A 19,786-nucleotide genomic window follows, 5' to 3' on the forward strand; every position below is an offset into this window, starting at 1 on the left:
GTGAGCACCCCTCGCGAGCACCCCACCGCCCCGCCCCAGCCCACCGAGACGTCCGGCTCCCGCAACGGCACCCGCGTTCGCGGCGCCGACGGCCGGTTCCGTTCCGCGCCCGGCGTGGAGCGGATCCGCCCGGACACCGAGGTTCCTTCCGACACCGACGCGGCGGCCGACTCCACCGGCCTGGAGGAGGTGCTGGACCCGCAGGCGAGCCCGGGCGACGGCCCCGCCACCGGCGACGTCCTCCCGCCGGCCCTCGCCGACGACGAACCGCCGGCCGCCCCGCCACTGCCCGAGGACCGGTTCCTCAACCGGGAGCTGTCCTGGCTCGACTTCAACAACCGGGTGCTGGCACTGGCCGAGGACCCGGACGCCCCGCTGCTGGAGCGGGCGAAGTTCCTGGCCATCTTCGCCAGCAACCTCGACGAGTTCTACATGGTGCGGGTGGCCGGGTTGAAGCGCCGGCTCTCCGCCGGCCTGCCGGTACGCGGCGGCGACCGGATGCCGCTGCGCACCCAGCTTGAACTGATCTCGGAGCAGGCCGCCATGCTGGTCGCCCGGCACGCCGCGTGCTTCGTCGACGACGTGCTGCCGAAGCTGGCCGCCGAGGACATCCGCGTGCTGCGCTGGGCGGACCTCGGCGACCCGGAACGGGAGCGGCTGCGCACCTACTTCCGCGAACACATCTTCCCGGTGCTCACCCCGCTCGCGGTGGACCCGGCGCACCCCTTCCCGTACATCTCCGGGCGCTCGCTGAACCTCGCGGTGGCGGTCCGCGACCCCGACGGCGGCTCGGAGCTGTTCGCCCGGGTGAAGGTGCCGAACAACGTGCCCCGGTTCGTCCGGGTCGACCGGAACCAGCCCGGTGTCCGGATGCTGCCCGTCGAGGACCTCATCTCGGTGCACCTCGGTCAGCTTTTTTCCGGCATGCAGGTGGTCGAGTGCCACCTCTTCCGGGTCACCCGCAACGCCGAGGTCGAGGTGGACGAGGACCGCGACGAGGACCTGCTCCAGGCCCTGGAACGGGAACTGGCCAGGCGGCGCTTCGGCCCGCCGGTACGGCTGGAGGTCGCCGCCTCGATCTCCGACCACATGCTGGAACTGCTCGTCCGCGAGCTGGACATGGACGCCCAGGACGTGCTGCGGGTGCGTGGCCTGCTGGACCTGTCGGCGCTCTGGCAGCTCTACGGCGAGGCCGACCGGCCGGACCTCAAGGACCCGCCCTTCGTGCCGGCCACCCACCCCCGACTCGCCGAGGGCGAGGTCCCCCGCAGCGTCTTCGCCACCCTGCGCGACGGCGACGTGCTGGTGCACCACCCGTACCACTCCTTCGCGACCAGCGTGCAGCGCTTCGTCGAGCAGGCCGCGGCCGACCCGAACGTGCTGGCCATCAAGCAGACGCTCTACCGCACCAGCGGGGACTCGCCGATCGTCGACGCGCTGGTCGACGCGGCGGCCGCCGGCAAGCAGGTGGTGGTGCTGGTGGAGCTGAAGGCCCGGTTCGACGAGATCGCCAACATCGGCTGGGCGCGCACCCTGGAACGCGCCGGCTGCCACGTCGTGTACGGCCTGGTGGGGCTGAAGACGCACTGCAAGACCTCCCTGGTGGTCCGCCAGGAGGGCAACCAGATCCGCCGGTACTGCCACATCGGCACCGGCAACTACCACCCGAAGACCGCCCGCCTCTACGAGGACTTCGGCATGCTCACCGCCGACCCGGAGATCGGCGCCGACCTCACCGACCTGTTCAACGTGCTCACCGGCTACAGCCGGCAGACCGCGTACCGGCGGCTGCTGGTCGCGCCGCAGGGGATCCGCAGCGGGCTGGTGGAACGGATCGAACGCGAGATCGCGCACGTCCGGCTGGGCATGCCCGGCCTGGTGCAGTTCAAGGTGAACTCGCTGGTCGACGAGGAACTCACCGACGCCCTCTACCGCGCCTCCCGGGCCGGCGTGCACGTCGACCTGCTGATCCGGGGCATGTGCACGCTGCGCCCCGGCGTGCCGGGCCTGTCGGAGAACATCCGGGTCCGGTCGATCCTCGGCCGGTTCCTGGAGCACTCCCGGGTCTTCCGGTTCGGCAACAACGGCGACGCCGAGTTCTGGATGGGGTCGGCCGACCTGATGCACCGCAACCTGGACCGCCGGGTGGAGGCCCTGGTCCAGGTCAGCGACCCGGTCGCGCGGGCCGAACTGGACAACGTGCTGACCACCGCGATGGGCCCGGACGTGGACGCCTTCGAGCTGGCCGCGGACGGCACCTGGACCCGCCGTACCGGCACCCCCGACACGCCCCTGGTCGACCTCCAGGAACTGCTGCTGCGTCGGGTCGGCGGCACGGCCGGATGACCGCCACCGAACTAGGCTGACGAGATGGTCGAGGAGGAACGGAAGTACGCCGTCGACGAGGACTGGGTCCTGCCGGACCTGTCCGCCGTCGCCCCGGCCGGCGGCGGGGTACGCGCCCGTCCGGCGGTGACCCTGGTCGCCACGTACGTGGACACCGTCGACCTGCGACTGGCCCGGGCCGGGGTGTCGCTGCGCCACCGTGCGGGCGACGAGCCGCCGTGGACGGTGAAGCTGCCGACCGGCAGTCCCGGCGTACGGCACGAGATCTCCCGGCCCGGCCCGGTCGGTGCGCCGCCGGCCGAACTGGCCGAACTGGTCACGGTGTTCCACCGGGGCGCGCCGCTGGCCCCGGTCGCGGTGGTCCGCACGGTCCGGACCGCCTACGACGTGCACGACGCCGCCGGCACGGTGCTCGCCGAGGTGGTGGACGACCAGGTCACCGTGCGGGACGACGACGGGGCGACCACCGGCGCGTTCCGCGAGCTGGAGGCGGAACGCAAGGCCGGCGACGGCGCGCTGCTGGACCGGATCGGCGCGGCGCTGCGCGAGGCGGGCGCCCGCGACGGAGGTTTCACCCCCAAGCACGTACGCGCCCTGGGGCCGGCCGCCGCGGGGGAGCCCGACCTGGCGGCGCCGGCCGGCCTGCCCGCCGCGCCCACCGGCGGCGACGTGGTCACCGAGGGGATCCGCCGGGAGGTACGCCGGCTGCTGGCGCACGACCCGCTGGCGCGACTGCGCGCACCGGGCGACGACGGCGACACCGCCGTGCACCAGATGCGGGTGGCCTGCCGACGGCTGCGCGGCGACCTGAAGACGTTCGCCCGGCTGCTGCGTCCCTCCTGGGCCCGGCCGCTGCGCGACGAGCTGACCTGGCTCGCCGGTTCCCTCGGCGCGGCCCGGGACGCCGAGGTGTTGCGGGAGCGGCTGCGCCGTACGGCCAGCGCCGACCCGACCAGTCCGCTCGACGGCGCGGCGGTGGACCGGCTGGACGACGTCCTGGCGCGCCGCCAGGCCGACGCGCTGGCCGCGGTCGACGCGGCGCTGCGCTCGGCGCGCTACGTGGCGCTGGTGGACGCGCTGGTGCTGGCCGCCCGGTCACCCGTGCTCACCGCGCGGGCCGGCAAGCCGGCGCGGCGGACGCTGCCCAGGCTGGTGGCCCGCCGGTGGCGGCGACTGGCCGGGCACGGGTCGCACCCGGGCAGCGTGGCCGGACTGGAGCGGACCGGCCCGGACGAGCAGTGGCACGACGTCCGCAAGGAGGGCAAGCGGGTCCGCGCGGCGGTCAAGTCGATGACGCCGGTGCTCGGTGACGACGCGCGGGAACTCAACCGCCGGCTGGGCCGGGTGCAGGACGTGCTCGGCGAGCACCAGGACGCGGCGGTGGCGGCCGAGACCTGGCTGTCGGTGGCCGCCGGGCGGCCGGACGACCACGAGTTGGCAATCACCGCCGGACGGCTGGCCGAACGGGAACGGGCGGCGGTCCACCGCGCCCGCGCGGACTTCCCGGCCGCCTGGCGCCGGGCCAGCCGGCGACGGCGGACCCGATGGCTGCGATGACCGGGATCCACGCCGCCGGCGGCGTGGTGTGGCGGCCGACTCCCGACGGCGTCGAGGTGTGCCTGGTGCACCGGCCCCGCTACCGGGACTGGACGCTGCCGAAGGGCAAGCTGGAGGCGGACGAGCACCCGTTGTCGGCCGCCGTCCGCGAGGTCGCCGAGGAGTCGGACAACCGGGCGGTGCCGCAGGTCCGGCTGCCCACCGTGCACTACCGCAGCGAGGGGCGGCCGAAACGGGTCGACTACTGGTCGATGCGGGCGGTGGCGACCGGCGGTTTCCAACCGGACACCGAGGTCGACGACGTGTGCTGGCTGTCCCCCGACGACGCGATCGGGCGGGTCAGCTATCCGCACGACGCCGAGGTGCTGGCCGCGTTCGCCGCGCTGCCCCGGGTGACCGGGACGATGGCACTGGTGCGGCACGCGCACGCCGGCAAGCGGGTGACCTGGTCCGGTCCGGACACCGGCCGGCCACTGGACGCGCAGGGCTGGGCCCGGGCCCACGAGTTGGCGACGCTGGTGGCGTTGCTCCGGCCGGCCCGGCTGCTGTCCGCGACGGCCCGTCGCTGCGTACAGACGCTCGACCCGTCGGCGGCCCTGCTCGACCTGCCGATCGAGGTGTGCGGCGACCTCGACGAGCCGCAGCCGGGGCAGCAGCCCGACGAGTGCGCGCTGGCCGCGGCGGCCCGGCTGACCGCGCTGGCGCGGTCCGGGGAGACGGTGGCGGCGTGCAGCCAGGGCAAGGTGATACCGGGCGCCCTGGAGCGGCTCACCGGCCGCGAGGACGACTTCACCACCCCGAAGGGGGGCGGCTGGCTGCTCGCCTTCGCCGGCGACCACCTCCTCGCCCTCGACCGCTGGTAAGGAAGGGCCCCTTCTTAACGCCTGCGGTAGAGGAAGGGCCCCCGGTTAACGCCGAACCCACCGCACCGGGCGTCGAGCGCCGGCAGCAGCGCGGCGGCAATGCAGCGGCGGGGGTCAGCGCGGCCAGGCGGCGCACAGCGGCCAGGCGGCGCACAGCGGCCAGGCGGCGCACAGCGGCCAGGCGGCCAGGCGGCCACGCGGCGGGGGTCAGCGCGGGCCAGGCGGCGCACAGCGGCCGGGCGGCCACGCGGCGGGGGTCAGCGCGGCGGCAGGGTGACGGTGACCGCCACCGGCAGGTGGTCGCTGGCCGTACCGCGCGGCGCGACCGCCCCGGCCGCGGTCAGTCCCGGCGAGACGAACACGTGGTCGATCTGGTTCCGTGGATCGTCGGCGGGGCTGGTGCCCAGGGGACGGGCGGCGGCCAGCGCGTCGACCAGCCCGACCCGGGTGAACTCCCCGAACGCCTCGTCGCCGGGCTCGGTGTTCAGGTCACCGCCGACCACCAGCGGCCGGCCGGCCGCGTACCCGACGGCGAAGTCGGCGACCGCACGGGCCTGCACCACCGGGCCCTCGCCCGGCGGGGGCTGGAGGTGGGTGCTGACCACCGCGGTCCGGACGCCGTCGCCGAGGTCCAGGGTGACGGCGAGGGCCTGCGCCCCGGTGGGTGCCCCGACCGCCGGCAGCGGGAGGGTTCGCGGGCCGGTCATCGGCCAGCGGCTCAGCACCGCGTCCCCCCAGACCGGGTCCGCGGCGGGGGCGAAGACGTAGGGCATGTCCAGCCGGTCGGCCAGCAGGTCCAGGGTGTCGTGTCCGCCGTTGAGCAGCCAGCCCCGGTCCACCTCGCTGAGCAGCACCACGTCGGGCCGTTGCCGGCTGACGATGCCGGCCAGTCCGGACAGGTCGAACCGGCCGTCCAGGCCGAAGCCCATCCGGACGTTGTAGGCCACCACGGTCAGCCGCTCCGGCGGCCCGCCCCGGTTGCTGGCCACCGGCACCCCGTCGGCGACCACCGGCGTCAGGAGGGCCAGTGCGGTCAGCGCGACCGCGGTTCGCACCGGCACCGGTCGCCCCGCCGTCCGGGAGGCCGGTCGGGTGGTGCCGGCGACCACGGCCACCAGCAACGCCACCGACACGGGCACCGCGGCGTTCGGGTAGCCCAGGTCGTACGCCGAGTAGTAACCCACCGCGCCCAAAGCGAACACGAGCATCCCGACGGCCGCCGCGTAGCCCCGTCGCCGGTCGTCCCCCGCCTCGCCGGGCCGGTCGAGGGTGCCCGCACCGGCCAGGGCGAGGCAGGCGCCGAGGCCGACCGCCGCCAGCAGCATGGCCGGGACCAGCAGGTCGCCCCGGTCCAGGGCGAACAGCACCGCACCGGCGAGCAGGGCCACCGGTCCGACCGCCCGCGCCGGCCCGCCGGCGGGTCGGGTCAGCGCGGCCAGCAGGAAGCCGGCGACCGCCACCGGCAACGGCACCAGGCCCCACAGCGGCGAGCCGGCCACCCCGTCGCCGCTGACCAGGTAGGAGGTGCCGGTGCGGGCGAGCGCCGGGGAGAGCGCGAGCATCCCCGCCAGCAGCAGCGCCGGTCCGGCCAGCAGCCAGGCCCGGACACCGCCGGCACCGGCGGCCCGGCCGGACGCGTACGGCGAGGCGACGTCGCCGGACCCGGCGGTGGCGGCCGGCCCGGTGGGGGCGCCGGGCGGATCCGACCCGTGCGGTGTGGCGGTGCGGGACGCCAGGGCGGTCAGGTAGAGCGCCACGAGTGCCACGCTGCCCAGCCAGCCCGCCCAACCGCCGCGCCAGACAAGGTCCTGGGTGTCCAGCAGGGCGTGCCCCGCCGCGTTCGCCGCCAGCCCGAGGGCCAGCCCCGGAACCGGCCGGGCGGTCGTCGTGGCGGTGGCGGAGAGCCAGACCAGCCCGGCGAGCAGGCCGGCGGTGGCCAGCCAGAGCTGGATCCGACCGCCGGGCGCGGCGGTCAGCGCCAGCCGGGCGACGGCCAGCACCACGCCCGCCGTGACGGTGACCGGACCGGCCCCCAGTCGACCGACCAGTACCGGGGCGGCCAGGGCGAGCACGAACCAGGCGAGGGCGAAGGCACCCATCAGCTCGGCGGGTGTGGACGCGGCCTGCCCGAAGATGGTGATGATGCCCGGCAACCAGACGCGCAGGACGTCGACGAACAGGATGACGCCCAGCGCGAGCGCCCCGGTGGCGAACTGGCGATTGCGCACCGGGACCCCTCCACACCGTCGGCGGGCCGGCGGAGCGCGCCGGCACGGCGATTCTGCGCGTCGCGGCCACCCCGGTCAACGGCGCGGGTACGCCGAAGGGCGCCCACCGCGACGGTGGACGCCCTTCGAGCCGGCCGGCGGGTCAGCGCTTGCTGGCCGCCTTCTTGGCCGGTGCCTTCTTCGCGGCGGTCTTCTTGGCCGCCGTGCTCTTGCTGGCCGTGGCGGTCTTCTTCGCCGCGGTGGCCTTGGTCGTCGCGGCGCTCTTCTTCGCCGGAGCGACCTTGGCGGTCGAGGTCTTCTTCGCCGCGGTGGTCTTCGTGGCCTTCGCCGCGGTGGTCTTCTTCGCCGCGGCCGTCGCCTTGCTGCCCGCCGACTTCGCGGCGGTGGCCTTGGCCCCGGTCGCCTTGGCGCCGGTGGCCTTCGTACCGGCCGCCTTGGTGCCGGTGGCCTTCGTGCCGGTGGCCTTGGCGGTGGTCGCCTTGGCCGTGGCCGTCCTGGTGGCGGCCGTGGCGGTCTTCTTCGCCGCCGCCGTGGCCTTCGGCACCTTGCCGCTGGCCACCATCTCCTTGAAGCCGGCGCCCGCGCGGAAGGTCGGTACGGATGTCTTCTTGACCTTCACCGCCTCACCGGTCCGCGGATTGCGTGCTGTTCGGGCACCTCGGACGCGCTTCTCGAACGCTCCGAAGCCAGTGATTGCCACCTTCTCGCCCTTGGTGACCGCCGCCTGGACCTCAGCGAGGACCGCGTCGAGCGCGGCCGTCGCCGTCTTCCGGTCCCCCAGGCGAACGGCGAGCGCCTCGATGAGCTCGGCCTTGTTCACGACTTCCTCCCGATTGTGCAACTGACTCGACGCGAGCCATTCTGCGCGCACGGTATGCCCTGTGCTGCCGGGACACAAACATTCGGCAGAAAAAAGCCCTTGTGTCGCAACGGATTCGCCCCCACCGGCCGAGCCGGTGGGGGCGGAAACCGCGCTGAGATCGGGCGTACGGCTAGGCCACCGAGGGCAGGAACGACGGCCGGGACGCCTCGAAGGCGGTGATGTCGGCCTCGTGGCGGAGGGTGAGTCCAATGTCGTCCAGGCCCTCCATCAGCCGCCAGCGGCTGAAGTCGTCCAGCGGGAACGACCAGGTGGCGTCCCCGGCGCGGACCTCGCGGGCGGTCAGGTCGACGGTCACCTGGGCACCCGGGTCGGTGGTGACCAGGTCCCAGATCTCCTCTACCGCCTTCAATTCCAACTCCACCGGGAGCAGGCCCTCCTTGAGGGCGTTGCCCCGGAAGATGTCACCGAAGCGGGGCGAGATCACCGCCCGGAACCCCCAGTCGCGCAGCGCCCACACGGCGTGCTCCCGGGAGGACCCGGTGCCGAACTCCGGCCCGGCCACGAGAATCGACGCACCGGAATAGGCGGGATCGTTGAGGACGAATTCCGGGTCCTCCCGCCAGGCGTTGAACAAGCCGTCCGCGAAACCGGTCCGGGTCACCCGCTTGAGGTACACGGCGGGGATGATCTGGTCGGTGTCCACGTTGGACCGACGCAGCGGCACGGCGGTGCCGCGGTGGGTGGTGAACCTGTCCATCAGCGGTGTCCCCTTCTCACAGGTCGGCGGGAGCGGCGAGGCGGCCGACCACGGCGGTGGCGGCGGCGACCGGCGGGGAGACCAGGTGGGTGCGTCCGCCCCGGCCCTGACGACCCTCGAAGTTGCGGTTGGAGGTGGAGGCGGAGCGCTGCCCCGGGGACAGCGTGTCCGGGTTCATGCCGAGGCACATCGAGCAGCCGGCGAAGCGCCACTCGGCGCCGGCGTCGGTGAACACCTTGTCCAGCCCCTCGGCCTCGGCGGCCTCCCGTACCGCGGCGGAGCCGGGCACGACCAGCATCCGTACGCCGTCGGCGACCTGGTTGCCGCGCAGCACGTCGGCGGCGGCCCGGAGGTCCTCCAGGCGCCCGTTGGTGCAGGAGCCGACGAACACCACGTCGACCGCGAGGTCCCGCAGCGGGGTGCCGGGCGTCAGGTCCATGTATTCCAGGGCGCGGCGGGCGGCGGCCCGCTCCGACTCGCCGGCGAACTCCTCCGGCGCCGGCACCACCGCGCCGAGCGGCGCGCCCTGGCCGGGGTTGGTGCCCCAGGTGACGAACGGTGTGATCCGGCTCGCGTCGAGGGTGACCTCGGCGTCGAACGTCGCGTCCGGGTCGGTGGGCAGCGTCCGCCACCAGGCGACCGCCGCGTCCCAGTCGGTGCCCGTCGGGGCGTGCGGCCGGCCCTTCAGGTACGCGAAGGTGGTCTCGTCCGGTGCGATCATGCCGGCCTTGGCGCCCCACTCGATGGACATGTTGGCGATCGTCATCCGCCCCTCCATCGACAGGGCCTCGATCGCCTCGCCCCGGTACTCGACGATGTGGCCGCGCCCGCCGCCGGTGCCGACCTGGGCGATCAGGGCGAGCACCAGGTCCTTGGCGGTGACCCCCGGGCCGAGCCGACCGGTGACGTTCACCGCCATCGTCTTCGGGCGCGCCTGCGGCAGCGTCTGGGTGGCCAGCACGTGCTCGACCTCGCTGGTGCCGATGCCGAACGCGAGCGCGCCGAAGGCCCCGTGGGTGGCGGTGTGCGAGTCGCCGCACACGATCGTCGTACCGGGCTGGGTGAGGCCGAGCTGCGGTCCGATGACGTGCACGATGCCCTGGTTGTCGTCGCCCAGCGGGTGCAGCTTCACGCCGAACTCGGCGCAGTTGCGGCGCAGGGTCTCGATCTGCGTACGCGAGGTGGGGTCGGCGATGGTGAGCAGGTCACCGCGGCGCGAGCGGAACGCGGGGTCCGCGTACCCGGTCGGGGTGTTGTGGTCCTCCGTCGCGATCGTCAGGTCGGTGCGGCGGACCGGGCGACCGGCGAGGCGTAGCCCGTCGAAGGCCTGCGGGCTGGTCACCTCGTGCAGCAGGTGCAGGTCGATGAAGAGCAGATCGGGCTCGCCCGCGGCAGACCGTACGACGTGCGCGTCCCAGACCTTCTCGGCCAGGGTCCTCGGCTCAGGAGTGACTCCCACCATCTGGACATCCTAAATTCTGGGAGGTAAGTTTCGGCTTGTGGGACACAGTATGAGCGGTGTCGGCGTTCTCGACAAGGCGGTGGTCATCCTGGCCGCCTGTGTCGACGGCGCCAGCCTGGCCGAACTCGTCGAACGAACCAAGCTGCCCCGGGCCACCGCGCACCGGCTCGCGCAGGCCCTGGAGATCCACCGGATGCTGGTCCGGGACACCCAGGGACGCTGGCGTCCCGGTCCGCGCCTGGGCGAGCTGGCGAACGCCGCGCCGGACGTCCTGCTGACCGCGGCGGAGCCGTTGCTCGCCGCGCTGCGGGACGCCACCGGCGAGAGCGCCCAGCTCTACCTGCGCCGCGCGGACGAGCGGATCTGCGTGGCCGCCGCCGAACGGGCCAGCGGCCTGCGGGACACCGTCCCGGTCGGCTCGGTGCTGCCGATGACGGCCGGTTCGGCGGCGCAGATCCTGCTCGCCTGGGAGCCGCCGGAGGCGGTGATGCCGCTGCTGCCCCGGTCGAAGTTCACCGGCCGCACGCTCGCCGAGGTACGCCGGCGGGGCTGGGCGCAGAGCGTCGCCGAGCGGGAGGCCGGTGTGGCGAGCGTCTCCGCCCCGATCCGGGACCGCACCGGCCGGGTGATCGCCTCGATCAGCATCTCCGGACCGATCGAACGCCTCGGCCGCCGCCCCGGCGAACGCCACGCGATGGCCGTGGTGAGAGCCGGCCAACGCCTCTCCGGCCTCTAACCCACCCCCACCCGGTCCATCATGGCGCTGGCGTCCCGACACGCCGGTGTCGAGGGCGGCCAACCCCATGATCAACCCGACAGGGGCGGGCGGGGTGGGGTGGGTACGGGAAAGCCCGCCTCGCGGAGCGAGGCGGGCTTTTTCTGGTAGCCCCGACCGGATTCGAACCGGCGCTACCGCCTTGAGAGGGCGGCGTCCTGGGCCACTAGACGACGGGGCCAGGCACTTTTCCTGCTTCACCACCGTTGCGGGCGGTGCGGGAAGTAGTCTAGCGGCACGGGTCGGCACCGCGATCGAGGGGGTCGGGTCGCTACTACCGATGTCACGGACCGGGCCGGGAGCGGCCGGACACGACGAAGCCCGTCCCACCGGAGTGGAACGGGCTCGTCACGCTTCTGTAGCCCCGACCGGATTCGAACCGGCGCTACCGCCTTGAGAGGGCGGCGTCCTGGGCCGCTAGACGACGGGGCCAGAACTGCTTCTGCCGCACCACCCCTGCGGGCGGTGCCGCCGAACTCTACCAGAATCCAGCGACCGACGCTCTCGCGAGCGTCGGCTGCGCTGGGGTACCAGGACTCGAACCTAGACTAACTGAACCAGAATCAGTCGGGCTGCCAATTACCCCATACCCCATCGGCCCCTTGCGGCGCCGGGTACAAACCTTACCTTCCCGGTGCCCGGAGGCCAAATCGATACCCCGAAACCGCCTCCGAGCTGCGAAAACGGGGTCGATGACCGGATCAGGCGACGGGCACCACGGGGTTGGTCAACTCCCCGATGCCGTCGATCCGCACGGTGACCGTATCCCCCTCCGTGAGCGGGCTAACCCCCGCCGGCGTGCCGGTCAGCACCACGTCGCCGGGCAGCAGCGTCATCACGTGTGACACGTACGACACCAGGGCCGGCACGTCGAAGACCATGTCCCGGGTCCGGCCGATCTGGCGGACCTCCATCTCCTCGGGGTCGCGGCCGACCTCGCAACGGATCTCCAGGTCTGTCACGTCCAGCCCGGTGGTGATCCACGGCCCGATCGGACAGAACGAGTCGAAGCCCTTGGCCCGGGTCCACTGGCCGTCGGTGCGCTGGAGGTCCCGCGCGGTGACGTCGTTGGCGCAGGTGTAGCCGAAGATGGCCTTCTCGGCGGCGGCCCGGTCGGCGCGGCGGGCACCCGGCGCGCCGATCACCACGGCCAGCTCCGCCTCGTGCTCCACCTGCTTGGAGAAGATCGGCAGCCGGATCGCGTCCCGCGGGCCGATGACCGACGTGGAGGGCTTGAGGAACAGCAGCGGCTCCTTGGGGACCTCGCTGCCGTGCTCGGCGGCGTGCTCGGCGTAGTTGCGACCGATGCAGACGACCTTGCTGGGCAGGATCGGCGAGAGCAGCCGGACGTCGGAGAGCGCCCAGCGGGCGCCGGAAAACTGGATCTTGCCGAACGGGTGCCCCTCGATCTCGGCGACGGTCAGCCCCTGCGAGCCGGCCTCCACCTCGCCCTCGACGACCCCGAACGACATTCCCTTGGCATGAGCGAAGCGAGCGATACGCACCCGGCAACCTTAGCCCCGCCGACGGCGGAGACCGCTGCGACCACCGCGACGCCGCGCGAGGGGACCCATCGGGAGGGGACGCGCACCCTACGCCGGATCCGGCGGGACGGCGCGTACTTCCCGGCTTCTCACCCGCACGACGTGGGACCGCCCCTAGCGTCGGCTCCGGAGGTTCGTTCGTATGCCTGCATCGACACGACACCACAGAGTCATGGCAGTGTTCGTGAACTGCCTCGGCGTTCTCGCCGCCCTGCCGGCGCTGCCGGCGGCGGCCCCGGACGCGGCGACCGCGGAGCGCCGTCCCGTGACGCACGCGGCGGCGCCGTCGGCGGAACCCGGCCGGCCGTCCGCGCCACCGGCGCTGCCCACCCCGACCCGGGACGCGGTGCCACCGCCGAAACCGGCGGTCACGGTGGCGGTCGCGTCGGAGGGCACGCCCGCGCCGCGGTACCGGATCCAGGTCCGCAACTCCGGCTCCGCGCCGGTGTCCACCACCGTCCGGCAGGAGCTGCCGCCCGGCTCCTCGGCGACGACGATCACCGACGGCGGCCGGACCACCCGCACCGCCGGCACGGACGAGGTGACGTGGCGGCTGCGGCTGCCGGCGCGAAGCACCACCACGCTGGCGACCACGCTCACCACCGCCACGCCGGACCAGCCGCACACCGCGCCGGCCTGCGCGTTCGACGGTGCCGGCAACCGGCCGTACGACTGCGCGACGGCGACCTGGAACGCGGCGCCGGCCGCGGTGGAGCGCGCCCCGCAGACCCCGGTCTGGCGACGCCCGGCGGTGCTGCTGGCCGGACTCGGCGGGGTGGTCGTGCTGGCCCTCGGCGGAATCTGGCTGTTCCGGCGGCGGCGGCGCCCGACGGCGGCGGCGCTGGCCCACGACGGCCCGGGCACGGTCTACCCGCGGCCGGCGGTCCCGGAGGTGACCCGACGCCGGCGGCGACCCTCGACGTGGCTGCTGGTGCCGGCGGCGGCGCTGGTGCTCGCCGGCACGGTCGGCACCGCCACCTGGACCGCCACCCGGCGGGTCGCGGCCGTCGACACGGACAGCCAGCCGACCACCGGCGCGTGGATCGGGCGGGGGGTGGCCGGCGGGGTCGGCGAGCCGCTGCGTGAGTCGGCGTTCGAGTTCACCGTCTACCGGGTCACCTGCCAGCCGGGGCAGGACGCGCGGCGGTGCGAGGCGACCGTCGGGGTGCGCAACGTCTCACCGGAGCGGCAGAGCTGGCACGGCCGGTTGCAGCGGGCGTACCTGCCGGACGGCAACTTCGTCAGCACCGACGAGCAGGCCACCCGCAGCGCCAACCAGGGCCGGGACGTCTTCGCCGAGCCGATGGCGGCCGGCAGCCGGATGGTGCTGCCGCTGGTGTTCACGGTGCACGGCGAGCAGCCGCCGCAGCAGTTGGAACTGCGCAGCGGAGTCTTCTCGGCCGGGGTGCGGGTGGACGTGCCCTGACCAGGGTGGGTCCCCCGAGGTCGTACCCTGGGCTGCGTGACCGCCGTCCTCGTCGCCCGCACCGCGCTCGACGCGGCTCGCTGGCGGGAGCGCCGCCGGGCCCACGAGGAGCGGGTCGACGGCTGGCTGGTCTCGCACCTGGCCCGCCGCTGCCGGGGCGAGAGGCACCCCGTCGAGGTCTTTCTGTTCACCTACTACTCGCACCGACCGGCACAACTGCGTCGGTGGCATCCGGACGCCATGGTGGTGCTGCGCGACGCGGACCCGGCCGACCTGGGCCGCGACTACCGCGCCGACGCCGCCGGCGTCACCCTCGACACCGAGGGGGTACGCGCGCGGCGAGCCGAGCCTCTCGCCTGGATCCGCCGGCTGCTCCCCGCCACCGCCGGCCGCCCGGCGCGCCTCGGCTGCGTCGGGACGCACGAGTGGGCGATGGTCTACCGGCAGACTCAGCGGGAGGTACGCCACGACCCCCGGCCGCTGCGGCTGACACCGGAACGCACCGCCGAGGTGGTCGAGGAGCGGGGGCGTACGGGCGAGTCAGGCAACTTTCGAAGGTGGGGGGAATCGAAGCGATACGAAGCGGACAAACGGTGTCGAGACCAATGACTCGCATGCCCGCTTCCACCTGGGCCTCCCTCTCACGGGCACACGAGGAGCGCGCTGACTCTCTCACCGCCGGACATCGAGCGCGCAAGGCCACGAGGGAACGCCACGCGATCGATGACTTCTTGTACGACTACTACGGCACCAGGCTCTCCGTGCTCCGACGCTGGCACCCGGGCGTCGACATCTCCTTGGAGCCCGGACCGAATGGCTCTGCCCCACACCGACAGTGGCGTTGGTACGCCACGGACGCGGACGGAGTCGTGAGGTTCCACGCCACAGCGTTCCTCGCCGACCGGGCTGAGACGGTGCGCTTCATCCATCGGCTGTTGTCCGCGATCGCGTCGCGACCAGCCTTCACCGGCTGCTTCGGCCTGCATGAGTGGGCGATGGTGTACCGCCAACGCGAGCATCGGCATCCACTCCCCTTGCGACTCGGGCAAGAGGGCACTGACGCGGTGGTCGAGTCTCACCAGATCCGCTGCACGCACTTCGATGCGTTCCGGTTCTTCACTCCCGACGCAGTCAGCCTCAACCGGCTCCGACCCACGAGGGAGAGCCAGTTGGAACTTGACCAGCCGGGCTGCTTGCACGCCTCGATGGACTGCCACAAGTGGGCAACCAAGCTGGGCCCTGCGGTTCCGGGGGATCTGGCGCTCGACTGCTTCGAGTTGGCGAGGGACATCCGGCTGCTCGACATGCAGGCGTCCCCGTACGACTTCTCCTCCTACGGGGAACCGGCGGTGGCCATCGAGACACCCGAGGGCAAGGCCGAGTACGTCGCTCGTCAACGCGAGTTCTCGCAGCGCGCGGGCCGACTACGCGCCCGGTTGATCGATGTGTGTGCCGCGCTGATCGAGGGAGCGGAGCCACCGGCAAGGCTGGGGACATGATCCCCTGAGACACCCTCTCCGCGCCGCTACGTCATGGCATCTGCCATCCTGCCCCGGTTCCAAGGTTGTCCAGAAGCGGGGATCTGATTGACGCGAAGCGTCCGCGTCACAGGATCGTTGGGCTCCCTGGTGTTCATGCTCGGCGGAGAACCCGAAGATCAGGAGTCCGAAGATGGGCCCCATCGGGGCCCTCTCCTCATCTGCTGGCGGCCGTGCCGGAGTAGGGGCGTTTCCGGCGAACCGGATGGTCGGAGCCGCGCCGCTTGACAGAGTTGGATAGTGAGGAACAGCGAGCCGGTGGCGCACTTCGGCCGGATCCACCTGGCCGAACCGGCGGCCGGCGTGAGTCGCCTGGAACTCTTCGTCGACCTGGTCTTCGTCTACGCGTTCCTCAACGTCACCAGCGTGACGGCCGAGCAGTTCAACCTCGCCGGCGTGCCCCGCGGCATGTTGCTGCTCGCGCTGCTGTGGTGGTGCTGGGTGCACTACGCCTGGCTGGGCAACGCCGTCCGACTCACCCGGGGCGCCCTGCCCGCGGTGATGTTCGGCCTGACCGCCACGCTGTTGGTGATGGCACTGACCGTCCGGGAGGCCTTCGTGGACCGACCGGGCGGGTTGCCCGGACCGCTGGTATTCGCACTGGGCTACGTGGTGGTCCGCGGCGGCCCCCTGCTCGTCACGACGTTGGCGCTGCGCCACGACGCCGGCAAGCTGCGGCAGTTCCGGCGGGCCTGGCGGCCGGCCGCCGCCGGGATGCTGCTGCTGCTCGCCTCGGCGATCCTGCCCGGAATGATCGACGACCGGCTGGTCCGGGACATGACCCGGTTCGGTCTCGTCGTACTCGCCCTCGCCGTCGACTACGGCGGGATCTTCGTCATCGGCACCGGAGCGTGGCGGCTGCGGTCGATCCCGTACTGGGCGGAACGGCACAGTCTGATCATTCTGATCGGCTTCGGTGAGACGATCATCTCGATCGGTCTCAGTCAGGGCGCCGCCGTCGCCCAGCCGCTGACCTGGTCGGTGATCGCCGGGGTGCTGGTCAGTGTCCTGCTCGTCGGCCTGCTGTGGTGGACGTACTTCGACGTCGCCCGGTTCGCCGCCGAGCAGGCGCTGGAGCGACTCTCGGGCGCCCGCCGGGCCCGGCTCGCCCGGGACGCCTACAGCTACCTGCACCTGCCGATGATGGCTGGGCTGATCCTGGTCTCCCTCGGGCTGAAGACGGCCCTCACGCAGCTTCGCATCCCGTCCGAGCCGACGCTGCTCGGGCCGCTGGTGCTCTACGGCGGTGTGGCGCTCTACCTGACCGGCCTGTTCGCCTTCGAGGCCCGCACCCTGCGCATCGTCGGCCGCTCACCGCTGGTCGGTGTCGTGCTGTCGATCGGCCTGCTGCCCGTCGCCACCGGTCTGCCGGTGCTCGGCCAACTGGCGCTGCTGGTGGCCGCCACCGGGACGATGGCGCTGGCAGACGCGACCGTCTTCCGACGCCGGCACCACCGCCTCCACCAACACATCGACCTGGCCGGCGAGAAGGGTAGCGGGGTCACCCCGAAGGAACTCTTCCTCGACCTGGTGTTCGTGTACGCGTTCCTCCAGGTATCCGCCCTGCTCGCCGAGGACCCCACCTGGTCGGGCCTGTTACGGGGCATGCTGGTGCTCACCGTGCTCTGGTGGGCGTGGTGCGCGTACGTCTGGCTGGCGGGCGCGATCCGGTCGGAGGCGGCCGTGGTACGGGTGATGACGGTGGTGGTGGTCGCGGTGACCGCGGTGATCAGCATCGCCGTGCCGCAGGCCCTGGCGGACGTCACCGGCGGGCTGCCGGGGCCACTGGTCTTCGTGGCCTGCTACGCGGCGATCCGGCTGTCGCAGGTCGCCGCCCTGGGGGTGACGGCATGGCGGGAGCGGGACCCGGACCGGCGGGCGCAGGCCCTGGCCACGATGTGGCCCTCGCTGCTCGCGCTCGCCGTGCTCCTCGCCGCCGCCCTGGTGCCGCAACCGGTGGGTGACATCCGGCTGCTCTCGCCGCTGCGGGCGGGCCTCTGGCTGGTGGCGATCGCCATCGACCTCGGCGGGGTCCGGCTGGTGGACGTCGCCCGCTGGCGGATCTGGTCGGCACCGCACTGGTGCGAACGCTTCGGTCTGATCGTCATCATCGGTCTGGGCGAGGCGCTGATCGCGATCGGCACGGCCGTGGCCTACTCGCCGGTGTCGGGCCGGATCGTGCTGGCCGCCGTCCTCGGCACGGCGCTGTTGGGTGGCCTGTGGTGGACCTACTTCGGCGGTGACGCCGACGTGGGTGAGCACGTGCTGGCCGGCCGGACCGGACGGACCCGTATCGCATTGGCCCGCGACGCGTACGCCTACCTGCACCTGCCGATGATCGCGGGCATCGTGCTGATCTCCCTCGGCCTGCGGAAGACGATGGGCGGTCTCGGTGCCCAGCCCGTCCTGGTCGCCTCCCCACCGCTGGGCGCGGTGCCCCACCTGGCGCTCTTCGGCGGGGTGCTGCTCTACCTGGTCGCCGTCGAGGGGTACTGGCGGATCGTCACCGGACGGCTGCGCCGCCGGCGGCTGCTCACGGCCGCGGCGGTGGCGGCGCTGATTCCGGTGACCGCGGGAACGGGCCCACTCGCGGCGCTCGGCGTGCTGGTGGCGACCGTCCTGCTGCTGGTCGCCTTCGAGGCGCCGGGCGACCGCAAACGGGGTGACCCCGACGGCCCCGCCGCCCCGACCGGTGACCCGACGTCACGACCCGCTGTCGACCCGGGCGCGCCGCCCGCCCGGCACCAGTGACCCGACCGGAGTGGTCGGCGGTCAGTCGCCGTCCACCCGGCGATCGCGCTTCCGCTGCGCCTGGCGTTTCTTGTCGGCGAGCCGACGTTCCTTGGCGCCCCGGGACGGCCGGGTCGGGCGACGTGGCGGCGGTGGCGGGGCGACCGCCTCGCGCAGCAACGCGGCCATCCGCTCCCGCGCGGCCTCCCGGTTGGCCAGTTGGGCCCGGTGCTCGCTGGCGACCACGGTCAGCACGCCGTCGACCAACCGGCCGGCGAGCCGCTCCAACGCCCGCGCCCGCAGGGTCGTCGACAGGCCGGGCGACGCGGCCAGGTCGAAGCTCAGCTCCACCCGGGAGTCGGTGGTGTTGACGCCCTGCCCGCCGGGGCCGGACGAGCGGGAGAAACGCTCGCGCAGCTCGCCGGCGGGGACCACCCACCGGTCGTTCACCCGCAGCCCGTCGTCCACACCCTGAGGCTAGCGTCCGCCCGGGGTGGCCGACGGGGTCGGGGACGGTTGCGGCGCCGGCTCGTCGGGTCCGGCCGCGGCGTACGCGACCGCGCCGACCAGCAGCAGGGCGATCACGCCGACCTTGGTGCTGACCACCTTGATCAGCAGCCACGCGGCGCGCCGGGCGCCGGGCACGGTCTTCTTGGCGGTCTGGTAGTCCTTCCACCCGCGCCGCGCGCGGGCGTACGACGATCCCACACCACTACCGATGATCAGGCCCACGAGCAGGAGGGCCACGATGACAGGACGCTCCACCCACGTCACTTATCCATACTCAGCGCCACATTTCCATGGGCCGATCGATCCGCGCCGGAAATCCGACAGTTCCCCTTTCCGAGCGTGGTCGCCTGGTGACTATCCGCAGCTCAGCCACCCTTTCCGATGATCGTGTCGGCGGTCTGCCGCACCTGGTCGATGGGGATGGCGAACCCGATGCCGATCGAGCCGTTGCCGTCGATGGTGGCGATCGCGGTGTTCACGCCGACCACCTCGCCCCGGGCGTTCACCAACGGGCCGCCGGAGTTCCCGGGATTGATCGAGGCGTCCGTCTGCACCGCGGTGTGCCGGTTGTCGCCGAGGCGCACCTGACGGTCCAGCGCGCTGACGATCCCGGCGGTGACGGTCCCCGACAGCCCGAGCGGGGACCCGACGGCCAGCACCGGCTCGCCGACCCGGGTCGCGCCGGGCTTGGCCAGCGGCAGTGGGGCGAGCCCCGCCGACGGTGGCACCCGGAGCACCGCCAGGTCGCTGCGCGGCTCCCGGCCGACCACCTCGGCGGCCAGCCGCCGTCCGTCCGGCAGCTCGACGGTCACCGGACCGCCCCGCCCCTTGGCCAGGATGTGGTCGTTGGTGACGATGTGCTGCTGGTCGTCCACCGCGAACCCGGACCCGGTGGCGGACGCTCCCCGGCCGCTGCCGACCAGCACGGACACCACACCCGGGACGGTCTTCCCGGCCGCGGTCACCAGTTCCGCCGGCACCGGGGCGGCGGTGGCCGCGGACGACCCCGGCGCACCGTCCCGGCCGGCCACCACGCCGCCGGCCAGCGCGCCCGAGGTGGCCGAGATCGCCACCACCGCCAGCGCCGCGAGCAGCCGGCCGGGCCGCCGCCCGCCCGGGTCCCGTTCCGAGCCGGGTACGTCCCACCCGCCCCGCCCGTCGGGACCGAGTTCCGGTGAGACGAACCAGGGACCGCGCGGCTCACCCAGCCCGGTCTGCACTGCCATG

The 19,786-nt window shown here is 73.4% G+C and carries 15 protein-coding genes, 3 tRNA genes and 1 pseudogene; 8 read left to right on the forward strand and 11 right to left on the reverse strand.

Translation table 11 applies throughout. From position 1 onward, the window contains the following. From D7223_RS07710 to D7223_RS07720, 3 genes are read left to right on the forward strand one after another with little or no spacing between them, the layout of a single operon-like run. On the forward strand, nucleotides 1–2,346 hold the full coding sequence (locus D7223_RS07710) for an RNA degradosome polyphosphate kinase (RefSeq protein ID WP_120726493.1): 2,346 nt from the start codon (nucleotides 1–3) through the stop codon (nucleotides 2,344–2,346). Nucleotides 2,347–2,370: 24 nt separating this feature from the next. Then, nucleotides 2,371–3,903, forward strand: a complete 1,533-nt coding sequence (locus D7223_RS07715) for a CYTH and CHAD domain-containing protein (protein ID WP_120726495.1) — start codon at nucleotides 2,371–2,373, stop codon at nucleotides 3,901–3,903. Further along, entirely contained in the window at nucleotides 3,891–4,766 is an 876-nt protein-coding gene (locus D7223_RS07720; RefSeq protein WP_120726497.1) for an NUDIX hydrolase, read from the forward strand. The genes D7223_RS07715 and D7223_RS07720 overlap by 13 nt, the downstream gene beginning before the upstream one ends. Before the next feature lie 257 nt (nucleotides 4,767–5,023). On the opposite strand, the gene D7223_RS07725 is transcribed toward D7223_RS07720, so the two are convergent. The 4 genes from D7223_RS07725 to leuC all read right to left on the reverse strand — a co-directional run bounded on the left by D7223_RS07725 (nucleotide 5,024) and on the right by leuC (nucleotide 10,036). Then, a complete protein-coding gene (locus D7223_RS07725) occupies nucleotides 5,024–6,994 on the reverse strand; it encodes an endonuclease/exonuclease/phosphatase family protein (protein WP_120726499.1) in 1,971 nt (656 codons plus the stop codon). Between the two features lie 142 nt (nucleotides 6,995–7,136). After that, nucleotides 7,137–7,814, reverse strand: a complete 678-nt coding sequence (locus tag D7223_RS07730) for an HU family DNA-binding protein (RefSeq protein WP_186832259.1) — start codon at nucleotides 7,812–7,814, stop codon at nucleotides 7,137–7,139. Between the two features lie 172 nt (nucleotides 7,815–7,986). Then, a complete protein-coding gene (gene leuD / locus D7223_RS07735; RefSeq protein WP_120726503.1) occupies nucleotides 7,987–8,574 on the reverse strand; it encodes a 3-isopropylmalate dehydratase small subunit in 588 nt (195 codons plus the stop codon). A 16-nt stretch (nucleotides 8,575–8,590) separates the two neighbouring features. Continuing rightward, nucleotides 8,591–10,036, reverse strand: a complete 1,446-nt coding sequence (leuC, locus tag D7223_RS07740) for a 3-isopropylmalate dehydratase large subunit (protein WP_120726515.1) — start codon at nucleotides 10,034–10,036, stop codon at nucleotides 8,591–8,593. Nucleotides 10,037–10,085: 49 nt separating this feature from the next. Here leuC and D7223_RS07745 point away from each other — a divergent pair, with 49 nt between their 5' ends. After that, nucleotides 10,086–10,772, forward strand: a complete 687-nt coding sequence (locus tag D7223_RS07745; RefSeq protein WP_091671614.1) for an IclR family transcriptional regulator — start codon at nucleotides 10,086–10,088, stop codon at nucleotides 10,770–10,772. Nucleotides 10,773–10,916: 144 nt separating this feature from the next. On the opposite strand, the gene D7223_RS07750 is transcribed toward D7223_RS07745, so the two are convergent. The 4 genes from D7223_RS07750 to D7223_RS07765 all read right to left on the reverse strand — a co-directional run bounded on the left by D7223_RS07750 (nucleotide 10,917) and on the right by D7223_RS07765 (nucleotide 12,316). Next, nucleotides 10,917–10,992 (reverse strand) — tRNA-Glu (locus D7223_RS07750). A gap of 178 nt (nucleotides 10,993–11,170) precedes the next feature. Then, nucleotides 11,171–11,243 (reverse strand) — tRNA-Glu (locus D7223_RS07755). Nucleotides 11,244–11,333: 90 nt separating this feature from the next. Next, nucleotides 11,334–11,405: transfer RNA gene (locus tag D7223_RS07760), tRNA-Gln, on the reverse strand. Between the two features lie 107 nt (nucleotides 11,406–11,512). Then, nucleotides 11,513–12,316: a fumarylacetoacetate hydrolase family protein gene (locus tag D7223_RS07765; RefSeq protein ID WP_120726517.1), complete on the reverse strand. Its 804-nt coding sequence runs from the start codon at nucleotides 12,314–12,316 to the stop codon at nucleotides 11,513–11,515. 181 nt (nucleotides 12,317–12,497) lie between these two features. On the opposite strand from D7223_RS07765, the gene D7223_RS07770 reads away from it, so the two are divergent. The 4 genes and pseudogenes from D7223_RS07770 (at nucleotide 12,498) to D7223_RS07785 (ending at nucleotide 18,070) form a co-directional block, all read left to right on the forward strand. Further along, a complete protein-coding gene (locus D7223_RS07770) occupies nucleotides 12,498–13,781 on the forward strand; it encodes a hypothetical protein (protein ID WP_120726519.1) in 1,284 nt (427 codons plus the stop codon). Nucleotides 13,782–13,817: 36 nt separating this feature from the next. Then, nucleotides 13,818–14,309 (forward strand): annotated as a pseudogene (locus D7223_RS07775) (3-methyladenine DNA glycosylase); the annotation flags it as partial. Nucleotides 14,310–14,386: 77 nt separating this feature from the next. Then, nucleotides 14,387–15,280, forward strand: coding sequence for an urease accessory UreD/UreH family protein (locus tag D7223_RS07780; RefSeq protein WP_120726521.1), 894 nt, complete (start codon nucleotides 14,387–14,389; stop codon nucleotides 15,278–15,280). Between the two features lie 279 nt (nucleotides 15,281–15,559). Then, the gene (locus D7223_RS07785) at nucleotides 15,560–18,070 is read left to right on the forward strand and encodes a low temperature requirement protein A (protein WP_120726524.1); all 2,511 of its coding nucleotides are present in this window, start codon (nucleotides 15,560–15,562) and stop codon (nucleotides 18,068–18,070) included. A gap of 21 nt (nucleotides 18,071–18,091) precedes the next feature. Here the strand turns inward: D7223_RS07785 and arfB are convergent, their stop codons facing one another. From arfB to D7223_RS07800, 3 genes are all read right to left on the reverse strand, one after another. Continuing rightward, nucleotides 18,092–18,517: an alternative ribosome rescue aminoacyl-tRNA hydrolase ArfB gene (gene arfB / locus D7223_RS07790; RefSeq protein WP_120726525.1), complete on the reverse strand. Its 426-nt coding sequence runs from the start codon at nucleotides 18,515–18,517 to the stop codon at nucleotides 18,092–18,094. Between the two features lie 9 nt (nucleotides 18,518–18,526). Beyond that, nucleotides 18,527–18,814, reverse strand: coding sequence for a hypothetical protein (locus tag D7223_RS07795; protein WP_120727087.1), 288 nt, complete (start codon nucleotides 18,812–18,814; stop codon nucleotides 18,527–18,529). Between the two features lie 110 nt (nucleotides 18,815–18,924). Then, on the reverse strand, nucleotides 18,925–19,785 hold the full coding sequence (locus D7223_RS07800; protein WP_120726527.1) for a S1C family serine protease: 861 nt from the start codon (nucleotides 19,783–19,785) through the stop codon (nucleotides 18,925–18,927). Nucleotide 19,786: the final 1 nt, after the last annotated feature.

This window comes from Micromonospora endolithica (genome assembly GCF_003626595.1).
In the GTDB taxonomy this organism is placed as follows: domain Bacteria; phylum Actinomycetota; class Actinomycetes; order Mycobacteriales; family Micromonosporaceae; genus Micromonospora; species Micromonospora endolithica.